General features: G+C 68.1%; 15 protein-coding genes. 4 read left to right on the top strand and 11 right to left on the bottom strand.

Features of this window, described 5'->3' with window-relative positions:
- Positions 1-89: 89 nt before the first annotated feature.
- From ACWDSL_RS24420 to eccB, 10 genes are all read right to left on the bottom strand, one after another.
- Entirely contained in the window at positions 90-395 is a 306-nt protein-coding gene (locus tag ACWDSL_RS24420) for a WXG100 family type VII secretion target (protein WP_450488722.1), read from the bottom strand.
- An 88-nt stretch (positions 396-483) separates the two neighbouring features.
- On the bottom strand, positions 484-888 hold the full coding sequence (locus ACWDSL_RS24415; RefSeq protein ID WP_450488720.1) for a WXG100 family type VII secretion target: 405 nt from the start codon (positions 886-888) through the stop codon (positions 484-486).
- A gap of 256 nt (positions 889-1,144) precedes the next feature.
- Positions 1,145-2,401, bottom strand: a complete 1,257-nt coding sequence (locus ACWDSL_RS24410) for a S8 family serine peptidase (protein ID WP_450488718.1) — start codon at positions 2,399-2,401, stop codon at positions 1,145-1,147.
- Positions 2,402-4,087: 1,686 nt separating this feature from the next.
- Positions 4,088-4,534 (bottom strand): hypothetical protein, encoded by a 447-nt coding sequence (locus ACWDSL_RS24405; RefSeq protein WP_450488716.1) that lies wholly within the window; start codon positions 4,532-4,534, stop codon positions 4,088-4,090.
- A 795-nt stretch (positions 4,535-5,329) separates the two neighbouring features.
- On the bottom strand, positions 5,330-7,492 hold the full coding sequence (locus tag ACWDSL_RS24400) for a protein kinase domain-containing protein (RefSeq protein ID WP_450488714.1): 2,163 nt from the start codon (positions 7,490-7,492) through the stop codon (positions 5,330-5,332).
- A gap of 34 nt (positions 7,493-7,526) precedes the next feature.
- On the bottom strand, positions 7,527-9,782 hold the full coding sequence (locus ACWDSL_RS24395) for a protein kinase domain-containing protein (protein WP_450488712.1): 2,256 nt from the start codon (positions 9,780-9,782) through the stop codon (positions 7,527-7,529).
- A 40-nt stretch (positions 9,783-9,822) separates the two neighbouring features.
- Positions 9,823-10,908: a serine/threonine protein kinase gene (locus ACWDSL_RS24390; protein WP_450488710.1), complete on the bottom strand. Its 1,086-nt coding sequence runs from the start codon at positions 10,906-10,908 to the stop codon at positions 9,823-9,825.
- 128 nt (positions 10,909-11,036) lie between these two features.
- Entirely contained in the window at positions 11,037-11,411 is a 375-nt protein-coding gene (locus tag ACWDSL_RS24385) for a hypothetical protein (RefSeq protein WP_450488708.1), read from the bottom strand.
- A 190-nt stretch (positions 11,412-11,601) separates the two neighbouring features.
- The gene (gene mycP / locus ACWDSL_RS24380; protein WP_450488706.1) at positions 11,602-12,867 is read right to left on the bottom strand and encodes a type VII secretion-associated serine protease mycosin; all 1,266 of its coding nucleotides are present in this window, start codon (positions 12,865-12,867) and stop codon (positions 11,602-11,604) included.
- A gap of 3 nt (positions 12,868-12,870) precedes the next feature.
- A complete protein-coding gene (eccB, locus tag ACWDSL_RS24375; protein ID WP_450488704.1) occupies positions 12,871-14,442 on the bottom strand; it encodes a type VII secretion protein EccB in 1,572 nt (523 codons plus the stop codon).
- Between the two features lie 179 nt (positions 14,443-14,621).
- On the opposite strand from eccB, the gene eccE reads away from it, so the two are divergent.
- The 3 genes from eccE to ACWDSL_RS24360 all read left to right on the top strand — a co-directional run bounded on the left by eccE (position 14,622) and on the right by ACWDSL_RS24360 (position 17,267).
- Positions 14,622-15,986, top strand: a complete 1,365-nt coding sequence (gene eccE, locus ACWDSL_RS24370) for a type VII secretion protein EccE (RefSeq protein ID WP_450488702.1) — start codon at positions 14,622-14,624, stop codon at positions 15,984-15,986.
- A complete protein-coding gene (locus ACWDSL_RS24365; protein ID WP_450488700.1) occupies positions 15,986-16,840 on the top strand; it encodes a hypothetical protein in 855 nt (284 codons plus the stop codon). Before eccE ends, ACWDSL_RS24365 begins: the two co-directional genes overlap by 1 nt.
- A 196-nt stretch (positions 16,841-17,036) precedes the next feature.
- Positions 17,037-17,267, top strand: coding sequence for a DUF397 domain-containing protein (locus ACWDSL_RS24360; protein WP_014175992.1), 231 nt, complete (start codon positions 17,037-17,039; stop codon positions 17,265-17,267).
- A gap of 25 nt (positions 17,268-17,292) precedes the next feature.
- Here ACWDSL_RS24360 and ACWDSL_RS24355 read toward each other — a convergent pair whose 3' ends face one another.
- Positions 17,293-18,852: an outer membrane protein assembly factor BamB family protein gene (locus tag ACWDSL_RS24355; RefSeq protein ID WP_450488698.1), complete on the bottom strand. Its 1,560-nt coding sequence runs from the start codon at positions 18,850-18,852 to the stop codon at positions 17,293-17,295.
- A 499-nt stretch (positions 18,853-19,351) separates the two neighbouring features.
- Here ACWDSL_RS24355 and ACWDSL_RS24350 point away from each other — a divergent pair.
- Positions 19,352-20,914, top strand: a 1,563-nt coding sequence (locus tag ACWDSL_RS24350) for an SCO5717 family growth-regulating ATPase (protein ID WP_450488697.1), incomplete at its 3' end; no start/stop codon positions are given.

Below are 20,914 nucleotides of genomic sequence, written 5' to 3'. Positions count from 1 at the left end.
AGTGCCTGTGCGGGACTCCGTCAGAACGCCGATGGGGTGGGCGGCGGTGTAACCGCTGCCCACCCCATCGCGGAGGCAAAGCGCTCAGCTCAGTAGCTCACGCTGAACAGCTTCGACGCCTTCACGTCCGTCGCGTGGTACGCGTCCTTGCCCGACTCGACCAGAGTCGCGACCCTGGTCACGAGACCCTGAATGTGGTCGGCCCGGGCCTGGAACTGCTTCTCAGCCGCGAGCATGGCCTGGTGAGCCTCACCCTCCCAGCCCGCGGTGACCTTCTTCACAGCCCCTTGGATGTCCTGCATCTCCTTGCGGACGTTGCCGGCCGCCGTGCGGAGCTGCGTGGCGAGCTGCAGTACCGACTCGTAGTCGACGAGCATTCCGTCTGGTGTGGACACTTGTCCCCCAACTCGATAGTTCTGTATACGTGGTTGTTGGTCGCTGAAGGGGTGCCACGGTGCAATCAGGCACCCCTTGTTGAATGGCTTAGAAGCCGTCGACCTTCGAGTACGAAGCGATCGGGGCGTCGGTGCCGGCACCGAGGCCGCCCACGCTGCTGCCCGGGGTGATGTGTCCGCCAGCGGCAGCGCCGTTGACGTCGATGCCCTTCAGCTGACTGGCGATGTCGTCGTCGTTCGCGCCGCTGGCACGGTGGGTCAGGGCCACGGCCTCACGGATGCCGTCGACCAGGCGACGGACGGCGTCGTGGTCCTGCTCCAGGTCCATCTGAGCCTTCTTGAAGGCGCCAGCGCCCTGCCCCTGCCAGCCCGAGTCCACCGTGGCGAGGATGTCCGCCATGAGCTTCATGTTGCTGGCGAATCCCTGGATGGACTGGTCGAGCTCATTCGTGAATATACGGAACGCGGAGTCACTAACGTGCTGCCTGCTCATTTTCCACCTTCCCCCATGAAGTGTTGGTGAGTTGACATGGGGTTTCGCTCTTCAACTCACCGCTGTGCGCGAATCCCGTGGGATTCATCGTACTGCTTACAGGTGTCCTACACATTGTAGTAAGCGTCCGCAACACCTCGCTCAACGTTCACAGTTATTTCATTTGTTGAACGAGAGCTCAGTGCTCGGCTGCACCCCAGCTCCCCGGGGGTGTCTTGGCGGAGTACCCGGTCCGGCACCCGGCAGTGGCAGCTGGTCATAGGCCGACCGATGCGCTGCCGCGGCGACGGACGAACACGATGGCGACGGCGGCCGCGAGGAGGACGGCGACACCTACGCCAACGGCGATCCAGAAGGTACTGCTATCGTCGTCGTTTTTCTTGGGCTCCGCGACAGTTTTCTTGTCGCCCTTTTTGTCGTCCGTGGCCGTTGGCGTCGACTTTGGGTCGGTGCTTGGGGACTTGGAGGCGGAGGCCGATGCGGAGGGCTTCGGGTTCGTCGCACCCTCGCGGGCAAGCAAGGGGTTGACGCCGGCGGGGCCAGGGGCTCCCTCTCCATCCAGGAGGATCTTACGGGGGCGGATGGTTCCGTAGCCGGCGTAGGAACTCGGGATTTCGCCGGTTTTAGGCCTTCCGGCAGTCTGCATCATGACCCGCAGAACCTGATTATTATTCCATTTGGGGTGCTTGGCCCAGATGAGAGCCGCAGAAGCGGACGCGATGGCAGTGGCCTGGCTCGTACCCCAGGAATTACAGAGTCCCTTGGACTTTGTGCAGTGCGTGGCCATATCAACCCCGGGCGCTACCAAGGCCACTTGGTCACCGGCAGTAGACCACTTGGCCACCTTACCGGTGCTATCAATCGCACCTACCGCAACAACACCAGGGATTGCGGCGGGAAGCTCAACTGGATTGTTCTCGTCTCCGCTGTTTCCCGAGGCAGCAAAGATCAGACTTCCCCTTTTGAGCGCATACTGAACAGCCGACTGAGTAAGAGGGAATTGCTTCGGGAGGCCAATCCCTCCCAAAGAGATGTTGATGATCCGTGCGCCATGGCCTGCAGCATACCGAATGGACCTTCCCAGGATGGCATCAGCAGGGTCGTCCCAGTCACCTGCCGCACTCCTTACAGGAAGGATCTTAGCTTTCGGAGCAAGACCCTTAATCCCGCCTCCAGCACCCGTACCGGCAATCAGAGTGGCCATGTTGGTACCGTGACCATCCGGGTCCTGACGAGGGTTCAATGACTTGTTGGACGCGTCCGCACCTTCCAATACCTGTCCCCGCAACTCCGGCAGCGAAGCGTTAACCCCCGAATCGATGACGGCGACGACAACCCCTTGCCCCTGGCTCACTTTCCACATGTCGTCCGCTTTCATCGCGTCGAGATACCACTGTCTCGAGCGAATATCCTGTGCCTCCGCAGGAGGTGCGATACCTCCTGCGGAAACGAGCACAGCACCGGCCAGAGCCAAAAAGACCCGACGCCGTACTCCGAGGGATGAAAGCAGCATCTAGTGGTTACTCCTCGCGTGAGCAGCTTTCCGTAAGTTATTCAATGACCGGCGGGACGGTGTTACGCCGACCACCGGACCAGGTCTCCTCGTCCTCTACGAGGTAGTCCGGCCTACTCCCGGCGTTACGCTGATTACCACCGTGCGGAAGAGCTGTGGAGTGCGGTGCCACGGCGGGGCCGTGGTTACCACGTACAAGCCCCGAACCTCCCTGAGTGAACTCGGAGCGCCCCTCACGCGGGACCCGCGTCCCTCCCGTGACACCACCAGGCTCCGACGTCAACCGTCGGCCCGAGCCTGTGCCACCAGTAGCGTGCGGGCCGCCGTCGACCGGGTGAACTCCCGCGCTCAGAGGTCCACGAGGCAGAACACCGCGCTCCTCCCCCACGACCATGCTGCGCGGCAAACTCCGCCCAGGCGGGTTGGTTCCCTTCGGGCGGTCAACCATGCCTCCGGGCTCCGTCACAAGTCGTCGTCCGGGAGCGTTGGGGCCGGTGGAGGTGGGGCCGTGGTGCATGTAACCGCCCGGCCCGATGGGGCCGCGGGCCATCGGGGCGTGTGGTTCCTCCCCGACCACCATGCCACGCGGAACCCGCGGCGCGTTGGTCGCCCCGACGTTGCGCTTCCCTCCGACGATTCCATCGTTCGTCGGAATGCGTGGGGGCACACTCGAAGTCCGCGGCGTGGTTGGTGCAGTCGGGGGAAGCTTGCCCAGTTGTCCGGGGCCAGGGACCGGAGTGGTTCGGCTGATAGGCGGAGCAGTGGGGATGACCGGCCGCGGCCCCGGGAGGCCAATGACCGGGGGCACCTTGGGGCCATTCGAGGGGACGTTGGGAACATCCTGCAGGGGAGGAAGAGTGCTGGGCCTATCGATCGTGTCCGGCGCCGGCGGGGTCTTGACAGAGTCGATAGCCGTGTTGGTCGGATCCGGGACGTTCACTCCGGGGATCACGCTGCCGACGTTCGGGGGCACAGGCGTGTGGGGGCTCACTTCAGCAGGGTGTACGGGCGCGGCCTTCGGGCCCGAGACAGTGCGGTCGACAGCGGACAGCGGAGCAGGGCGGGCTGCACTTCCGTAGCCCGACGCTGTCGCCACGGAAGAGTTCCCGAGGGGAGTCTCGCCTCCCTCTCTGCCATCCTTCCGGATCAACTCACTTGGGAGGGTTGGGAAATTCGGCTCCTGCTTCCCAAGTGCCGCTATATCCGTATGCGCCGTCATGTAGTGCGAATCGAGCTTTTCGATCTGCCTGATGGCCTCTTGCCGGTTAGGCTCGTTCTTCAGTCGAGCCTTCTCTTTCTCCTCATCTGCGTAGCAGAGAGGAGCCAGCTTCGCGGCATCGGAGTCCGGCTTCGGTATGGCCGACTTGACCTGGGCCAACCCGGAACCGGCATCGGCCATTTTCACACCGACGAGCAACGTGTAGTCAGCCAACTTGCGGGTCTGCTTGGACATGTCTTCGACCCACGTACGGAAGGCTTCGCTCCCCTGCCCCTTCCACTTGACGTTGTCGGCGTGTGCCAACATCTCGTCCGCGACACCGTTCAGGTCGGTAAACGCAGTAATCAACGCGTAGCTCACGTTGGTCAATTTGTCCGGCTCAGCCCCCTGCACCAAGGCGTAGAGCTGAGAATGGCTCAAGCCATCGAACTTGCCAGGTTTCCCCTTACTCATCCGTCTCTACCCCCTCAGAGTGTTCCACTGGAGCCACTGCCGTGCTTCTCTCCCGCCGGGCGCCCGGTCTCGGGATCACGGTAATTCTTCGCTGCCTCTGCCTGGATCTCCTGCAGGCGGCGCCTCTGCTCAGCATCAACGGCGTCAATTCCCTTTTCGGCAATCAGCGCCGTAATGCCCATCGCTTCGAGCTGATCACCGAAGATCTTGGACCAGCTCTTGAGCTTCTCGTGAACGCCGTCGTAAAGCGTGGACAAATCACCAGCAGAATCGATGCTGCCACCGTAAGCAGCACGGATGATCGTTTGCTCGTCAATCGTCTTCTTGGACGCCGGCGACTTCTCAAGATCGGACAAAACCTTGTCAATCCGACTCTTGAACTTTGCCAAGGTTTCCGCCTCCTTGGCCATGCCCTTGCCGAATGGCGACTGCACCGAACCGCCCGGTTCTAGTGGCTCCACCGCATCCTCCCCGTATGACACCAACGATGCCCTGAACCACTCTAGCGATCCCGCCTGCGTGGCCCAACTATCATATGGTCAAAGTAGATCGACGAGTCTGTAACAGATCGGCGCCCAGCGGACCCCACGCATCCACCGCTCCGTCAGCCATGGGCCGGACGCTGCCGCTACGACGAGCATCGCTCCCAGCGGCCCCTAAGGTTCTCGCTGGTAAACCCGCACTTCTCCCCTTGGGTGAAGCGACCCGTCCCAGTTTCAACCTTTCTCGGCAATACCTTCGCGACGCTTGGTGATCTTAGCTCGGGTGATTGACGATACCGTGGACGGAGTCAGCCCATCGGATGACAACGCTGAAACACCACACCTTGGTCCGGCGAGTTTACCGTGGCGAACTCCTGGGCGGTTGACGGAAACTGGGCCCGGCGCTCTGGTAGCCGAGGTCGGTCAGGGCAGGCAGGCGACGGCTTGTTGGGCAGTCGGTTGTGGGTGCGACCAGGCTGCGGCCGCCGGTGCAGGTGGCGTCGCGTTCGTGATCTAGGCGGACTACGGAAACCACGACGGCCGGCCGTCCGGGGCGAGGATGACCTGTACGTCCTGCCGCGACGCTCGTGCTTGCCCGATCACGACTGATCGACTCTGTTGGGGCCATCGTCCGCGACATGGTCAGGCGGATCGGGGATGCCGTCCAGGCTGAGGGCGACGGAGCTGGAGCCTCCAGGGTGGTTCCAGCGCAGTGAACAGATCCCGCGTGGTCGGCCGTGGCCTCCAGGACCCCCGGACAGGTGGCGCTTGCTGTCAGAACACCGGCATCGCCGTCAATTTGCCGCTGTGCACCAGGAACACACGGTTTCCCGAAGCCGCCATCCCCCACTCGCCCCTGCCGTCCCGAGCATAGGTCCACGCCGGTTCACCCGTGTCCTTGTGCAGGACCGCGATGCCACCCGAATCGAGGTTATGGACGTTCGCCCAGACAGTCTTCCCCTGGACTACGGGCGGATCGAGTTGCTGGAGGACATCGCCGAGAGAACGTGTCCAGTCAGCATCCCCGTGTCTTCTGTCGCGACGGCTGATCTCCTCGCCATCCAGAGCGTACAGCGCATCGCCGTCGAGCGCCGGCGCACCCCAGCCCCCGTAATTCTTCCTAAGCTCGCTTCTGGCTGGCACCGACCATATCTCTTCCCCATCCTCGAGATTACGGGCTGTCAGGGATTTTCCACCCAAGTAGACGATCCCTTCGGAAACGGCAGGGGCAATGGGCTCGATGGCCACTGCCTGCCTCTGCAGCGTCCAGACTTGTTTTCCTGTGCGAGTGTCGAGTGTGACCACCTTGCCGTTTTGGCCGCAGAGAACCAAGCGTCCGCTGTCCGTTACTGCCTTGGGTGGAGTGACCAGTGTGCACTCCACAGGCACCGGAACTGTCCAGCGGGCGGTGCGCGAGGCGATGTCCAAGGCGCCTAGGAGGCTGACATCGGTCAATGTCGGGTCCCTCCTGGCCGTGAAATAGACGCTCTTGGTGTCCGCGGCGATGACATGGACGGCATTGGCGGGGGCCGTCCACTTCTTACTGCCGGTAGCACTGTCGAGGGCAAGAAGCCTTCCCGTACTGCCAACAGCCATAGGGCCAACGGTCACAACGAGTGCCTCGGAAGGTGCGACATAGTGGGCGTACGAGCCTACGTCCGTGCCCCATTTACGTGTCCCGTCCATCACGTTATAGGCGCCCAGCGTGGTGCTTCCTCCCTCATGGACCACGACGAGATCGCGCACAGGCAGTGGCTCGATAACAACCGGGGAGGGGCCGTCCTGCGGTCCCCACAGCGATGGCGGCGCGGTTCCGTCCTCGTACTGCGAAGCCGTCAGACGCTTCGCGTCCCACGGTTTCGGTGGCTTCGTGCTCTCCTCTTCAGCCGGTTTGCTGCGGGCCTCCCCCGCTCCGGTGTCCTTGGACAGCAGCCACCAGCCGAGTCCTCCGCCGCCCGCCGCCAGTACGGTGCCGCCACCCGCCGCGAGCGCAGTAATGAGACGGCGCCGAGAGGGAGCGGAGGGAGTACGCGCTTCCGGGAGACTGATCAGCCGCTTCGCGGCTACCTCGCGCAGCTTGATGTCAGCGGCCAGCTCTCCCAGTTGCCAGACTTTTTTGGCACCGGGCTTGGCGCCGGGCGGCGGGGCGAAGACCGCAGCGATCTGCTCGGGAAGTGGGCGGTAAGCGGGGTCCTTGGTGAGGCAAGGAGCGACGAGCGCGCGTACCGGCTCTGGTACCTCGGACAGGTTGGGCTCTCCGTGGACCACTTCGTACTGCACCGTCGCTACGTGTCCGCCGTCGTACGCACGCTCTCCACTCGCCGCGTACGCAAGCACAGCTCCCAGAGAGAAGACATCGGCGGGCGGGCCGACCCGCTGCCCCAACACTTGCTCGGGTGCACCGTAACCGGGCGTGACCGGGATCTGGCCAGTGAGGGTGAGGGTGAGACCGTGCTCAGGGCGCGCGATGCCGAAATCGATGATGCGGGGGCCCGAGGACGTCATCACGATGTTGGCCGGCTTGAGATCACGGTGGACCAGTCCCGCGGCGTGAATGTCCTGGAGCGCACGGGCGAGGGCGGCGCCCAGTTCCCGAACACCTTGGTCGTCGAAGGGCCCGTACTCATCGATGTGCTGGTCCAGCGTCGGACCCGCCAGGAACTCAGTCGCCATCCACGGCCAGCCGCCCTCGTACCACGCTCCGAGTACGCGCGCGACACCGGTGCTGGTGACGGCCTGCGCGACCTGCGCCTCGCGGACGAAACGCTGAGCCATGTTCTGGTCATACGCCAGCTCCGAGCGGAGCACTTTGACCGCCGCGGCCCGGCCGGTACGGTCCCGCCCGAGATAGACCCTGCCCATACCGCCATCGCCGAGCACGGCAACGAGGCGGTACGGGCCGAGGCGAAGGGGGTCGCCAGGACCGAGAGGGTTCATGGGGTGAATGTCTCCCTGCCGAGGGTGAGTTGGGTTACTCAAAGGGGATGGCGTACACGAAATCGCCACTCGCCAACACGAGAGTTCCGGCACGCTCGTGAGCCACGAACGCGCCATCGAAAACATCGGGGACACGGAAGGTCCAGGCGACTTTGTGCGTATGCAGGTCCACCGCGCTGATCCTGGCGTTGCCGTCCATGGCGACGTAGGCGTATTTCCTGCCGATGACGGGCGTGATCAGAAGACTGGGTACACCGCCCAGACTGGTCTCCCACAGCAGCTTGCCGCTGTCTGCCTGCAAGGCGACGAGTCCGCGGGTTCCCTCGGCCACATACACCACGCCGTCCTTCACCGCGGGTCTGCCATACGGGCGTGTGTCCTTCTCGATGTCGCCCTTGTCCCGGCCTTCGCCGAACGTCCATGCCTTGTCTCCATCGGAGAGCCGGAACGCGTAGAGCTGCCCGGTCCCGAAGTAGACACGATCGTCGTCAGCAACGAGTTGGCCCGGGTCAAGGTAGGAATCGGAGTCCAGCCGTTCCCTGGACAGGTCCCAGGACCAGAGCATCCGGCCCGTGCGGGTGTCCCGGCCGCCGATCCCGTCCACGATGTCGAGTACGCCGAGTCGTCGGGTGACGACCAGACGGTTCCCCACAGCCTTTGCGACGATGGCGTCCCTGGAGATGTCTGGAGAATAGGCTCCCTTGAACGACTGGCGCCAGAGCTCCTTGCCGCTTTTGAGATCGGCGGCTATCTCATGCCAGCCCGTCTCTCCAGAAGGGTCGCCATTCCGTTCTCTGGCAACCAGATAGATCACTCCGTCAGCGACGATCAGTGCCTGTGCCGGCGCTCCTTCAGCTCCGTTAAGGTCCGGGATCGGCCCTACCAGGCGCCGCGGCCTGCCGCTTTTAAGGTTGACGGAGTAGATTGACAACCCTTTCTTGGGCATGTTTTCGGGTATGAAGGCATAGGCTTGCTCGCCATCCGAGACGACTTGCCAGGCGATCTTGAACTTCTCGGCGGTCGACCCGATTTCCCACTTGCGGGTCCAGCGCGCCTCGCCGGTCTTCGCGTCCAGCCCCACAAGGCCGTCGCCGTTCGCCACCAGGATCAGATCCCCGACGGGCGTCGGGGCGAAGGTTTCGTCCGTGTTGTTGATCTTTGCCCACCACACCGCCTGTGAAGGGATGTTGAACGGGCGCCTGGTGGAGGTCGGCCGTGGGCCAGCGGTGTCAGCATGTTCTCCCCGCTGGGTCAGCCATGCCCACGTCCCGACGCCCGCGGCGGCTGCCCCGAGGACCGCACCGCCGGAGAGGGTCAGGAGCTTCCGTCTGGACATGCCGGGCCGGGGAGCCGCCTCGTCGACGGATCCAGGTGGCGCGGGCAGCCGCGTCGGCTGGATCTGCCATACCTCTGTGGCCCGTCGGCCGATCTCCGCCAGGGCCGGCTCTGGGAGGTAGTCCGTGAACTCCGTCTCCTCGAACTCCCCTTCCTCGTGGTTCAGTCGGCCTGCGAGCTCGGCCATACTCGGCCGATGAGCGGGGTCCTTGCTGAGGCAGCGGCTCAGGATCGGCAGCAGCCCCTCGGGTACCCCGCCGAGGTCGGGCTCCGCGAAGCGCACCCGGTAGAGCAGGTCGGCCGGCTGGCCGCTGCCGAAAGGGCCGTGCCCCCTGGCAGCGAAAATCAGTACGCCGGCGAGTGCGAACACATCGCCCGCGGAGGTGTGCTCCGCGCCCATCGCCTGCTCCGGCGACATGAAGGCCGGGGTACCCGCCGTTACTCCTACGCTGGTGAGCCTCTGATCGCCGATGGCCCGCGCGATACCGAAATCGATGACCTTCGGCCCAAAGGCGGTGATCAGGATGTTGGACGGTTTGAGGTCGCGGTGCACGACGGCCGAACGGTGCAACTGTCCGAGCGCGGCGCACAGAGCAGTGCCAAGAGCCCGTACCGACCGCTCCGGGAGCGGGCCGCAGAGAGACACGGTGTCGTCGAGGGGCGGGCCGAGCACGTACTCGGTGGCCAGCCAGGGGACGGCTCCGAAGGGGTCGGCGTCGACGACCTCGGCGCCGTACCGGTCACCCATCACACGGGCGGCATCGATCTCCAGCTGGAATCGGGAGCGGAACGTCTCCTGCGAGGCGATCCGTTCATGCATGGTCTTCAGCGCGACCGTACGCCCGCCCGGCGAGCGGCCCAGATAGACGGTGCCCATGCCGCCGCCGCCAAGCCGGGCTATGAGCCGGAACGGGCCGAGCTGCTGCGGGTCGTCATGGGTGAGGGGGAGGGCCATCAGGTCGGTCCACTGTGAAGGCGCGGGCGTCGCGCGGGCGTCATGGGGCAGGAGGGGTGGGGAAGCCGGTGGAGACCGGGGGCATGGACGCGGATCCGAACGCCGCCGACGGGTACGGCTGCGAGGCTGGGACATGGCTCACCATGCTGTCGGCGTCCAGACCGGCGACGGGGCCATACCGGTCCGGCGCCGCGGTCTCCGTGGCCAGGAGGTCGGCGGACTGCCGGGCAAGTGCCGCGATGACCCGTCCCGGCAGCCAGCCAGGCCCGAGAGCCGCGGATGCCCGGCTCACCCCGCCGTCCAGAACGGTTCCGTGTGACTCGGTCACGTGATGTGCGGGCGGACCGTAAGCGGACCCGGCGGTCCCCTCCACAGGCATCAACTCGTGTAGCAGCTGGGCCGCTTGCGGCCTGGACGCAGCGTCCCGGGTGAGACACAGCGCGATCGTCCTGCGCAGCCCCTCCGGCAGTTCGCGCCGTTCGGGGACCAGGTGTCCCGTCGCGGCGTACGCCAGCACCGAGCCCAGGGCGTAGATGTCGCCCGGGGGCCGGGGTCTTCCGCCCGCGATCTGCTCCGGAGGCAGGCTGCCCGAGGCGAGCCCCGGCAGTCCCGATCGCTGCTCACCGTCCGGGGCTGCTGCCCGTACCGCGCCGAAGCAGGTCAGACGAGGGCCGTCGGTGGTGAGCAGCACCGTGGCGGGTGAGAGGCCGCCATGCGTCACGCCCGAGGCGTGTAAGGCCGCCAGGGTCTCTGCGAGGGCGGCGCCCAGCGCGCGGACCGTGCGCTCCGGGAGGGGGTCCCGGTGGGCGGCAACCGCGGCCGTCAGGGGTAGCGCGGGGAGGTACGGCACGGCGTACCAGGGGGCTACGGCCGTGCCGCCGATCTCCACCACAGGTGCGATCCACGTCCCGGGCAGGCCTTGCCGGGCGGCTGCCGCTTCCGCGGCGAAGCGGCCCGCGTCCACGCTCGGCAGCGGCATGCTGATAACGGCCGTACGGTCCCCGCTGGGCAGCCGGGCGATGAAGCGACGCTCCGGGACCGGCACTTGGCCGCTGTCCGTATCGAACCGGGCGACCGCGTCATACGGTCCGATCCGCCGGGGATCGTCCGAGCGCAGCGGTTCCATGGATGACGATTCCCCCTTCACGGAAGCCAGCGGAGCAACCCTACCGACGAGCCAGGACAATGAAGACGTCGACCGCCGACCTGAGGTGGTTTGCTACGTCGGTCTCGGGTTGCTGAGCTCTTTTGATGTCACTTGTCGTCTGAGTCTGACGAGTCGCGAAAGCACCTGGAGTCGAGGTCTATGGAAATCAGCGGTTCGTGGCCGTCAAGCCCCTTCATCCACGTGACAGCAAGCTGCGTAGATGTCGCCCGGTGGACAGCGAGGATTTCAAGATTTTTATTCTTGCTGGCGTCCGGTCCATGCGCCACAATCTTCCAGCCCTGCTTCGGAAGCTTGTCCGCGAGATTGTTCATCCCCGTATGCAGGACGCTGTTGTCGACTCCATACACAGACCATGGATGATTAACCCTGCGATACCCTTCGGTATCGGTATCGTCACCGCTCAGGTCGCAGGGGCCGGCCATTGGGTCAAGGTCTGTGACTTGCCCTTTCACCTGCAGCATCCCCAAGATCCTGCCGGACAGGGCTCCTACCTCGGCTTCGACTTCCTCACTTGGGCGAACTTTCGGCTTGTAGCCGAGCTCCCCAGGGCCCCTGTTCGCCGATGAGCATCCCGTGGCCAGCACCAGGGCAACCGACAGGCATGGCTTTACCCCGATTCGCATATTCACCTGAATCACCCATCAGATTTAGCTACGCAGCCCGGCGGCGTCGCTTGTGTTCGTGGAGTACGGCTGCCGCGCCGGTGATCATCGCGACGAGGAGGGCGCCGCCGCCCAGGACGTAGGTGGCGAGGCGTTCGCGGCGTTCCTCGGGGGTTTCGCCGAGGGTGAGGGTGGCGGGTTGGGGGGCGTCGACGTTGTGGGCGGCGCCTTTGTCCAGGGTGACGTGCTCGATGGGGTGGTCGTCTTCGGTGAGGGCGCGGACCGGGTCCACGACGCCCCAGCCGACGTAGGGGTCGTGGCCGTTGACGGCGCGTTCGGCGGTCTGCTCGATTTGGGCGACGACCTCGTGCTGCTTCCACTTGGGGTGCTTGGCACGGATGAGGGCCGCGACGCCGGCGACGTAGGGGGCGGAGAAGCTGGTTCCGTTGTCGACGCACTGGCCGCCGCCGGGGACGGTGGAGACCATGTCGACGCCGGGGGCCGCGACGCCGACGAAGTCGCCGGCCTGGGAGAAGGGGGCGCGCTCGTTGTTGCGGTCGGAGGAGCCGACGGCGAGGACGCCCTTGTAGGCGGCGGGGTAGGTCTTCTTGACCTTGCCGTCGATGCCGTCGTTGCCGGCGGAGGCGACGACGACGACGTCGTGCGCCAGGGCGTTGTTGATCGCGCGTTCTAGGTTGTTGTTGGACTGCAGCGGTTTGACGGTGTCCTGGGAGATGTTGATCACTCGGGCGCGCCTGTCGACCGCCTTGTCGATGGCGTCCGCCATCGTGTCCGTGGTGCCCGAGCCCTTTTCGTCGTTCTGGCGGATCGGAAGGATCTTGGCGGCCGGTGCGAGGCCGACGAAGCCCGTGCCGTCGTGGGGGCGGGCGGCGATGATGCCGGCGACCTTGGTGCCGTGGCCGACCAGGTCGTCCGTGCCGTCGCCCTTCTTGCCCTTTTCCAGGCTGTTCTTGCCGGGTTTGCGGACCTCGAAGCCGAGCTTGGCGTCGACCGCGTCGGTGAGCTGTGGGTTCTTGTTGTCGACGCCCGTGTCGATGACGGCAACGAGAACGGGGCGGCCGGTGTCCTTGTCGATGCCCTTGGTGTCCTGCCACAGCTGGTCGAGCAGGACGCGCTGCAGCGACCAGGGGGTGCCCTTGATCTGTTTGGCGGGGTATGTGCACTCGCCTGTGCCCGCCAGGGATAGGGGTCCCGCCGGTATCGCCGGGCCTTGGGACGCGGAGAGGGCTGTGAGGGCCGCCGCTGTTGATAGGAAGAGTGCCTTCTTCGTCCTCTTCCGCTGCGTGTTCCTCATCGGCTACGACCCCTGCGGCTGCTTGGCGCTGTTGGTGTCCAGGCGCGGTCCCCTCGGCAGGAACTCCGACCAGTTGGCGGGTACGGGCACCGGAATGAGTTCCTTGTAACCGAGCCTTATCTGAGCCTGATTGACGTCCTGCTGCGCGGAATTGGTTCCCGACTGATCGGAACTGCCATCGCTGATCTTCGACTTGTCTGTATCACTGTCGTTGTTGGACTGGACCACATAGCGAAGCCCGGTGTCCGTGACGAGAAAGATCGCGCCGCTCGTGTTCTGGCGGCCGGCGACCTGGCGATAGAGCAGGCCGGAGCCCGGGGTCACGTACGCGCTGGTGGCGCCGTCCGGGATGGTGGCGGGGAAGTCGGTGCCCGCCCAGGTGGCCAGTTCGGGCGTGTGCTTGGACGTCATTCCGCTCATGATGCTGCAGACGGTGTCCCGCTCGGCGCTGCCCTGGGTCTCCTGCTGCTCGATGGAGTTGGCCTGCTCCGGGATCTTCGTCGGCCACTCGTACTTGTCGTAGAAGTCCCCCTCCGGGGTGAAGGTCGCGCCGCTCACCCGCTCCGCCCGGCCGGCCTGGCCGAGGTCCTTGAGCTGTTCGCTGCTGAGGAGGAGCTTTTCGATGAACTCCGAGATGCGCTGCACCTTGCCCTGCAGGACGACGTAGTACTGGGTGCCGGTGCCGGTGTTCGCTTCGAGGACCATGCCGACCTTGTCGGCGTCGTCCGGGAGGGTGCCGACTCCGGCGTCGGCACCGATCCGGCCCGGGACCTCGGGGAAGGAGATGGGTGCGCCGTCCCGGAAGGTCGCCAGCCAATCCTTGGTGACGCGCTGCGGTTTGGCGCCGTCCCGGAAGATGGAGCGGAGCAGGAGGTCGTACTTCTCCGACGGCAGCTGCTTCCACTTGGCGCCGCCGATCAGATACTTGGTGCCCTGTGGATCGACCAGATAGCGGGCGTCGTCCTGGCCCTGCACATAGAGGGCCTGGGCGCCGCTCAGCCGCTGCGAGCTCCGCAGCTTCTTGCCCTTCGGGTCGCGATCGGAGAAAAGGAAAACCGCCTTTTGGGTGGTTTTCCCCTTGCCTCCGGGCTGCTCGCAGACGGCCCACTCCTTCTGCTTGGCCGCCTCGTCGGCGCTGGGCAGGCGGTCGGGAGCGTACGGGATGCCGATCGTCGGGCCGCGCGGGATGTGGCCGTTGTCGAGCTCGGACTCCTTCACCTTGACGACGCTGGACTTGTCGCCGGTGAGCAGGAGCTTGGCGGAGGCGAAGTTGAGGACGGGGTGCAGCTGCACCTTGCCGTCGGTCTTGAGGATGACATAGCGGGTGGTGGAGTTGGAGCCGACGATGACGTGGGCGCCCACCTCGTCCCAGCCCTTGGGGGCGACCGGCTTGAACATGCCCCAGGCCCCGAATCCGGCGAGGATCAGGGCGCCTATGACGACGCCGGGGAGGACCGTACGCAGCGGGCGCGGGGCGCCCTCCTCCGTACCGCTCGGTGAGGGTTGCAAGAACGCAGCGACTGTCCGCTTCTTCGCGAATGTATAGGCGTTGAGCTCATCCCGCCGTGATGCCATCTTTAGCCGTATCTCCCCGCTTTTCGGCCTCGGCCTTCGGGCACTGCCCTCGGTCCGGGTGTCGTACCGACCCTCTACTATGCCGGGAAGGAATTGGCTCGTGTCGCTCGGGGACGATCCGGCCACGGACGTCCGCCGGGCCTTTCGGGTGTGTTTCGGACTTTAAGGGGCTGACGGGGATGGCTGCCGCCACGCGCGCACGCACCGCGGGGAGCGGATCCGGTCGGAGAGGGTCGGGCGAATCTCGTCCGCGGGCTTCCTCCGGGTCTTCGCCCGCCCCCGCGCCCGCATCGGCGGTGCCACCCGCCTCGGGAGCGGTCACGCCGCGGCCGGCCTCCCGGTCGGGCAGTTTCGGGCCGGTGCGGCTGCAGCAGCTGGTGCTGATCGAGATGGCCGCGGCGATCGTGCTGGTCGCGTGGGTCGTCGACGAGCTGATGCTGGTGCCCGCCGCGGCCGTGGGCCTGGTGCTGGTGCTGCTCGCCGTCGTACGCCGCCGTCAGCAGCCCATATCGGAGTGGCTGAGCACCGCCGGCTCGCTGCGGCGGCGCAAGCGGCTGGCGGCGAAGCCCCTCGACGCGGGCACGGACCCCGGCTTCGCGATCGCCGTGGAGTGCGATCCGGCGCTGCGTACTCTGACGTTCATCGACCGCGACCGGCGCGCAGTGGGCATGGTCGGGGACGGCACCTTCCTGACGGCGGTGATTCAGGTGGAGGCGGTGGACGCGCCGCTGCGGCCGCAGCGCGCGCAGCAGCCGCTCCCGCTGGCCCTGCTGCGGGACGCCATGGAGGTGGACGGGATCCTGCTGGAGTCGGCGCAGGTCGTCCAGCACACACTGCCCGCGCCCGCGTACCATCTGCCGGCCCAGTCGCTGGCCCTGCGCAACTACGCGCCGCTGCAGGCGCAGACCGGCGCGCCCGCGGTCCGTATGACGTGGGTGGCGCTGAAGTTCGACCCGGAGCTGTGCCCGGAGGCCGTGGCCGCGCGCGGCGGCGGCATGGGCGGCGCGCAGCGGTGTCTGCTGCGCGCGGCGGACCAGCTGGCGAGCAGGCTGCAGGGGGCCGGCTTCGGGGTGACGGTGCTGACGGAGGAGTCGCTGACCGCCGCGGTCGCGACCGCCGCGAGCGCCAACCAGCGGGCCACGGCGCAGGCCGGGCGGCGGGACACGCTCAACCGCCGCACTCTGGAGAGCGCGCGGGCCTGGCGGTGCGACGACCGCTGGCACACCGCCTACTGGATCGGTCGCTGGCCGCAGTTGGATGCGGCGTCGGCTCCGCTGCCCCAGCTGGCCGCGCTGCTGACCTCGCTGCCCGCGCTGTCGACGACCCTCAGCCTCACGCTGCGCCGCGGTGGCAAGCTGGGCGGTCGGCACGCGCCGACCATCAGCGGCCATGTGCGGATCACCGGCCGTAGCGCCGATGAGCTGGTCAGCATCCGCAAGGAGCTGGAGCGTACGGCGCGCGGGGGGCGGATCGGGCTGGTGCGGCTGGACCGCGAGCAGGTGCCCGGTGTCCTCGCCACTCTGCCCCTGGGAGGGACCCGCTGATGGCCACGCCCGCAACCGCCCCGAACGGCGCCGGTTTTCCCGGCCACGGTCCTGGATTCCCCGGTCCTGGTCTCCCCAGCCCTGGCTCCGGTCCGGGTTTTCCCGGCCCCGGGCAGGCGCCCGAGCCGGAGCCCGCGCCCGCGCCGCCGCGCAAGCAGTGGTCCGGCTTCGGGCTGCTCGGGCCGCGCCGGCAGCGCCATGAGGTGCCGCCCGAGCAGTTCGAGTCGCTTGCGCTGCCCATCGGCGACGACGGCATCGTGATCGGCGCGGACGGGCAGGGGCAGCCCGCGGTGCTGGGGCTGCACCGCCCCTCTCCGTTCAACGTCCTGTTGGTCGGCAGCCTGTGGACGGCGCAGGTGATCGGCCTGCGCACGGTCGCCACGGGCGCCCGGGTCACCGTGGAGACCGGCCGGCAGCAGATGTGGACGTCGCTGGCCCAGGCCGCGAACAACAACCAGCAGTGCATCACCCTGCACGACGTGGGGCGGGTGCCGCCGCAGGGCGCCTCGGTCAGCAGCCCGGTGCTGGTCGTCCGGGACGCCGGGATGCGGCCGCCGCGGGGTCGGGTGACCGCCGCGCCCTGGCAGTCCGTACTGACGCTGCTGCCGTATCTCAGCCCGGTCGCCCCCCGGTTGATGGAGAACGCGGGCCTGGTCGGCATCCAGCGGGTGTCCCCGGACGAGGCGACGCAGATCGGCCGCATCATGGGGTTGCCCGCCGTCGACGTGTCCGCGCTGTCCACGCTGGCGGACGGGGTCACTCTCTGGTGCACCCGCCATGCGCGGCTGTACGTGGCGACGCAGCCGACCGACGCCGAGTCGGGTCTGCTGGGCGCGCCGCGCCGTATGGACTGACGGGCAGTTGGGCTGAGGGGCAGATGGACTGAGTCAGGCGAGCGAGGGGCCGGTTCGCGATTAAGGGCTCCGGGGCGGCTGTCAAGTTCGATTGCCTCGGCGCGCTCGGCGGACGACACTGGGCGCGACCGTGCCCACGCGGCTCCTTTCCGTGAGCACGTTGGTTTCCGCAGTTTCCGAAGGGACGTACGCACCAATGGCCGACGCCAACGAGAAGGCAGAGCTGTACGCGCTCGACATCTCCGATGTCGAGTGGCTCAGCGCGCCCGGCAGCGCCTCCGAAGACCGGGTGGAGATCGCCTATCTGCCGGGCGGCGCGGTCGCCATGCGGAACTCGGCCGATCCCGAGACGGTGCTGCGCTACACCGAAGCCGAATGGCGCGCCTTTGTGCTCGGCGCGCGGGACGGTGAATTCGACCTGCAGTGAACTGCTGTGAGCGGCCCGATGGCGGTCAGCGGCAGAAAGCCATGATCATCTCTTCGGCCGCTCCCGAGCCCGTCAACCGGTCGGACGCGATATAGAAAACGCCGTTCCGGTAGACCCGGGTCGCGGAGGCGAGGCCGGCCTCCGCGACCCGGGTCGCGCTCGGCAGCCGCAGCAGTGTCCTGGGCCTGCCGCCGCCCGTGCCGATGCCCACGACGGAGCCCGCCGTACGGTCCGTCGGCTCCTCGTACGCGATCAGGGCCCCGCCCTCCGCGCTCAGCGGGAACAGCGTCCGGCCGGGCACCTTGGCCGCCCACTTCCGCTGCCCCGTCCTCAGGTCGAAGGCGTGGATCTCGCTGCTCGGGCGCCCGTCACGGGCCAGCGTCAGCTCGGTCGGGAGGTAGAGCGTGTCCGAGGAGACCGCGACGCCCCGGCAGCCGCCCAGCTTGGTGCCGAAGAGGTCCAGACCGCACTCCGGTTGATAGGACCGCTTGCCCAGGTCGAGGGTCGAGCGCCGCTTGCCGCGATCCGATAGCGCGAGAACGCCACCCGACTTGTGGTGGTCATCGGCGAGGGCGATGACAACGGGGGCGGTCGAGAAGATCGTGCTGACCTTGTAGCCCTTGCGTACGCGGTAGGTCCAGGAGACCTCGTCCGTGGATGTGTTGATCCGCTGCAGCCCCGCGGTGCCGTCGTCGCAGGAATAGGCGCGCAGCAACGCCCGGCCGCCCGCGAAGCCGTCCACATCGCAGCCCGGGCCGGGTGCGCCGGGCGAGACCTGGCGGCCGTCGTCGACCTTGAGGACGGCCGAACCGCCGTACCAGGAGAGGCCGACCAGATCACCGCTCTGTGCCAGGCCCATGCCGAGGTGGTCGCCGCCGGAGGCAGTGGCGGCATGGGGAGTGGAGGCGCCCTGAGTGGCGGCTCGTGGGGTGGGGGCGTCCGGTGCGGAGGGGGCCGTATACGGGGCGCGCCGGTCCCAGAGCTTGACGCCCTTGTCGAGGTCGATGAGCGCCAGCCGACCGCACTCGTCCTTACCGCCGCCGCGGTAGGCGATGACCACCTTGCCGTCGGTGGGGGATTCGGGGACCGCGCACACCGCATCACGGAGCTTGACGGTCCACTTGGGCTCGCCGTGGTCGCCGTAGGCGATGACCCTGTTCTGGACGGGCTTGACGACATAACCGTCCATCACCCAGAAGCCGGGGATGTCGGCGCCGGTCTTGGGGGCCCGGGGCGCGGGTTTCCGGAACAGCACCCTCGCCTCGCCCGGCCGGCGCGCATCGTCGGGGCCGCTCTCGCCGCCGTGCCGACCGCTGGTGGTGCCGGGCCCGCCGTTGGGCCCGGTCGGGACCGCGTCCGTATGCCGTCCGGCCCGGTCGGTGTCCCGCGTCCTCGGCCCGGCGTCGGGCCGCCCGCCGCCGTACCCCACCGCGGCCCACACCCCGACTCCCACCGAAGCGAACAGGGCGGCCACGGCCGCGCCGACGACAAGGGACTTGCGACGTCTGTCACGCTCTCGTCCACCGCCCGCCGGAGGCGACGGCGGCCGGTCGGGGGGCTGGGGCGGCTGCGGCGGTTGCGGCATCGCGCTTACCTCTTACCCGGGTCCACGGACCGGTCGGCCTCCCCCCGCGATCCAGAAGGCCGTTCCTCCCGGAAAGGAGCGATTCGGTCGGGATCCCGCTGTACGAAGGGCATTCGAGCGGGGAATCTTTGTATCACCCGGGGCAGGGGTACACCGATGGTCGTGCGGCCACCTGTTGGCGCCGCCCGGTCCGTACGCGCGCCGGGCCATGGGCGTATTGACGGGCACAGCGCGCGAAGAGGTACAAGGAGAAAGTGTGCGCGCGGCATACGGGATGTTGCCATGACACGTGCGTCCGGTACCGGACAGGTTCGAGGGCGGGGACGGGCCTGCCCCCACGGCGCCCATGGTGATTAGTCTTGGTGTGCACGATGGAGAACCTGATCTCGGGTTCCCGGCGTCGCAACGGGGAAAGCCGAGCGGTCGGACGACAGTAACGATCGGCAACGATCGGCCTCGCCAAGAATTTCAAAGGTGCTCGACCACACCAGGAGGCATTGTGAGTAGCGATCGGGACGAGATCCGCGCGGGCGGAACCACACCCGGCGATGATCGGTCCGACGCGGAGACCGAGCACACGGGCGAATTCACCATCGATTACACCCCGCCTGCCTGGTACACGCAGAACGCCTCCTCGTCGTCGGCGGCGCCGGGCGGTCCGGGTGCCGGGGTCGGCGGGAGCGCATCGGCGCCGCCTCCGCCCCCGGCGGGCGGTCCGGTGGCTACGCCCGGGGTTCCCGAGCCGCACGGCTTCACACCCGCGTGGCCGGCGGCGGGTGCGTCCGCCCCCGGCACTCCCCCCGCCGGAACCCCCGTGGGGCAGGCCGCGGGCGAGTTCGCCGCCGAGCGCCCCCAAGCGTCGGGCGCGCCGTCGGATTTGCCGGATTCATCCGACTACACGCTCCAGCCCAGCGCTCCAGCCCCTCCCACGGTTCCCGCCCCTCCCACGGCTGACGCCCCGACAGCTGACACCGCGTCGCCGTCCGGGGCCGGTGGGGAGGGACCGGCCGGGGACGGCCACGCGGCGGGCCAGGCCCCGGGCGCGGGCGACGCCCCCGAGGGGCGGGAGCCCGCGGCTCCCCAGGTCGCCGATGTCGCCGAGGCCCCCGCGACAGCGGACGCCGGCACGGCCGCGACCGGTTCCGGCCACGTCCGGGACGACGCGGCGCCGCAGCCCGGCGATTCCGGTTCCGGTACCGGTTCCAGTACCGATTCCGGTTCCGGTTCCGGTTCCGGCGACGTGGGTGGCCACGCCACCATGCGGTTCTCCCCCGCCGCCCTGCACCGTGAGATCGCGGAGCGGGCGGGCGACGGGACCGGCGGCGCTGATGGTCCCGGTGGGGCCGAGCCGTCCGATGCTGTTCCCGCCGACGTGCCCCCCGCCCCTCCCGCGCCCGCCGACGCCGCCCCGCCCGCCGACGCGGCGCAGAGCGGCGATGTGCGCAGCGAGGGCACCCTGCGGTTCTCCACCGCCTCCCTGCGCCGCGACATCGCCGAGCGCAGAGCCAAAAGCACCGAAGGGGCGGACCCTGTGCCGCCTGAGGGCCAGGGCTCCGAGCCCGGACCCCAGGACGCGCCGCCCGCCGGGCAGCCGCCGCAGTCCGGCCAGCAGCCCGCCGCGTGGGCCCCGCCGGGCGCTCCGCAGGCCGGTCTGCCCCCGCTGCCCCCGGACTTCCAGCCCGCCGCGCCGCAGAGCGCGGGCGGTGCTACGGGCGCGCCGGGCGCGGCCGAAGCGCCGGGTGGCGGCGCACAGCCCGTCCCGGGCGCGGCGTGGTCGGCCCAGGGCGCCGCTGCCGCGGGTCCGGGCGCACCGCTTCCGCAGCAGCGTACGGACGCCCCGCAGCAGGCGCCCGGCGCGACCGGCGGGCCCGGTGCGGACGGCTCGTTCGCACAGCAGGCCGCCGCGTGGCCGCCGCCGGCCCCGGGCACCGAGGGGCAGCCCGCCCCCGGCACCCCGACCGGCCCTCAGGCTTCCCCGGCGGCCCCCGGCCAGGCCCCGGCGGGCCCGCAGCAGGGCGGCTACGGCTTCCCCGGCCCGGCCGCCGGACCCGGAAACCCACAG

It is taken from the genome of Streptomyces sp. NPDC000941 (assembly GCF_053599555.1).
This window is presented reverse-complemented; position numbering and strand designations above follow the sequence as displayed.